Annotated in this window: 4 protein-coding genes and 1 pseudogene; all 5 read left to right on the forward strand. The window is 54.4% G+C overall.

Annotated elements, in window-relative coordinates; genetic code table 11:
- Positions 1-537: 537 nt before the first annotated feature.
- Positions 538-978: pseudogene (locus ACWWFX_RS25165) on the forward strand (DUF550 domain-containing protein); the annotation flags it as partial.
- The gene (locus ACWWFX_RS25170) at positions 975-1199 is read left to right on the forward strand and encodes a hypothetical protein (protein WP_473225093.1); all 225 of its coding nucleotides are present in this window, start codon (positions 975-977) and stop codon (positions 1197-1199) included. The pseudogene ACWWFX_RS25165 and the gene ACWWFX_RS25170, both read left to right, overlap by 4 nt.
- A 238-nt stretch (positions 1200-1437) precedes the next feature.
- Entirely contained in the window at positions 1438-1887 is a 450-nt protein-coding gene (locus ACWWFX_RS25175; RefSeq protein ID WP_032647533.1) for a recombination protein NinB, read from the forward strand.
- On the forward strand, positions 1880-2050 hold the full coding sequence (locus ACWWFX_RS25180; RefSeq protein ID WP_473225094.1) for a NinE family protein: 171 nt from the start codon (positions 1880-1882) through the stop codon (positions 2048-2050). Before ACWWFX_RS25175 ends, ACWWFX_RS25180 begins: the two co-directional genes overlap by 8 nt.
- Positions 2043-2218 (forward strand): nuclease domain-containing protein (locus ACWWFX_RS25185; protein WP_473225095.1); only part of this gene is annotated, 176 nt, incomplete at its 3' end. The genes ACWWFX_RS25180 and ACWWFX_RS25185, both read left to right, overlap by 8 nt.

Consider the following 2218-nt stretch of genomic DNA (forward strand, 5'->3'; position numbering starts at 1 on the left):
GAAAAGGCGCTACCGGCAATGAAGCGTCTGCTTATGATGCCGAATGATGAGTTGTTTGATGAGGCGCTGCTAAACGTCGATGGTGATGTTGACGCGGCGAATGCATTCAACCTGCTCACAGGTCCAGAAACCGTGCTGGCGCTGCTGGATGAGCTGGAAGCCAAAGACTCAACGATAGCAGCACAACAACATGAGATCCGTATGTTGCTGAATGCGCTTGAGGAAAAACTATGCCCGAAATGCAACGGAACAGGAATGGCTGATAGTGGCGGTACGCAGCCATGGGGGGAGCCAATAAGCGTCCCATGTGATTGCACCGCCCAGCCAGCGCTGGCAGTTGATGCTGATGATAATTTTTATTCATGGTTCGGTAGAGAATGGCATGAGCATTACCAGCAGAATCAATACACCACGGCAGCTAAACAGATGCTTGGTGTTATGGCCGAATCTGCGTGGAACGCCTGCCGCGCCGCCATGCTCAACCATTCCGAGCATGAGCGCGATATGGTCGAACCTGTAAGCCAGGCTTACAAGTTGCGAGAACAGGTACGCCGTGAACATGCTGAATGGTCAGACGCCACGTTTGGTGATGTTGGACCCATCGGACCACTTAAACACTTGTCGAAAGAAGCGTTAGAGGCAGCGGCAGAACCTGACGACCTCAGCGAGTGGGCTGACATGCAATTCCTATTGTGGGATGCCCAGCGCCGCGCTGGTATCAGTGACGGGGAAATCACTGCTGCAATGGAAGAAAAGCTGAAGGTTAACATGGCTCGACAATGGCCCGAGCCGAAAGATGGTGAGCCACGGATGCACATCAAGGATGCTGGCAACTCTCCGGCAATTCCGGATGGTTGGCAGTTGGTTCCGGTTAAGCCTACGCCGGAAATGGGAAGAGCTGCGTTGTTCAAAAATACGAATGCTGCTGTGTGGAAGGCCATGCTCGCAGCAGCGCCGCAGCAGGAGGGGAAGCTGTGAGTAAATCCGAATTCATCAAAAAGTTAGCCTCGCTTGCTACAGAGTGTCACGCACTGGCCTGCCAGTTGGAAATTGGCGATGAACGCACTGAGATGTTTGAGATATATAACGTGCTGAGAAGCCTTGGACGTAGCGGATACGCGAGCCAAATAAGTAAAGCTACCAATCCGCTTTCGTGGGCGGTAGACGATAACGACGATGATTGGGATGAGGATGATTAGTGATGCCTAACCCATTCGACGCATAACAAACAGGCCTCTTCGGAGGCCTTTCTCTTCAGTTGATTTTGTTGAATCAACCGTCCATACTTTCTTTGCTGACGGCCTGAACACCCGGCGGTGACTTCTGCGCATTTAAGGGGACTTAAATGCGACCACAATCTGAACTCCTCACCTTGTCACAGATGCAGAAATGCACCTGCGATTTTCTGCATTCTGCGTTACCTCTCGGAGGTGGCGTATGAAGCAGCACTACTGCATCGTCAACGACACCGTTAAAGAGAACCTCATCGCGTACATTCGCACCCTGCCGGTAAACCCTCGCGCGCCGATGGTCGTCGAGGCCCGGGAAGAGACGCGCACTGACAAGCAAAACCGTCTGATGTGGCCACTGCTGAAGGACCTGTCTGACCAGGTTGTCTGGCACGGCGAAAAGCTTACCCGCGAAGAGTGGAAGGACCTCATCACTGTTCTGGTGAATCAGACCCAGGACCAGGAACAGAAATCCGCGCCGGGCATCAACGGTGGGCGCGTTTATTTCGGCGTCCGCACATCCAAATCCAGCAAGCGCTACATGGTCGATGTCATCGAGGCGATTTACTGGTTCGGTACCGACCGCGGCGTGAAGTTCTCCGAAGCATCCAGTAAGCGCATTGCCTGGGCGCAAGAGTGGAGGGCTTCCCGTGGGTAATCCTCTCGCACGCGTCATCACAAACGAAATCTTCCGCGTTCCGGCGCGCCGCAAACGTAAGCCAGCGCTTAAACCTTCCGACATCCCGACACTGAAGGGCTATACCGCCCGCCTGGTGGATCAGAAATGGCTGCGTCTCGCGGCGAGGAGAGCGCATGGCTAATTTATGCAAAGCGGCACGCGGCCGCGACTGTCAGGTGCGGATCCCCGGCGTATGCAACGGCAATCCTGAAACCTCAGTACTGGCTCACATTCGTCTTGCTGGCCTCTGCGGGACCGGAATCAAGCCGCCTGACCTGATCGCCACAATCGCATGCAGCAGTTGCCACGA

The sequence above is a fragment of the Pseudocitrobacter sp. 2023LY-00077 genome, from assembly GCF_055796175.1.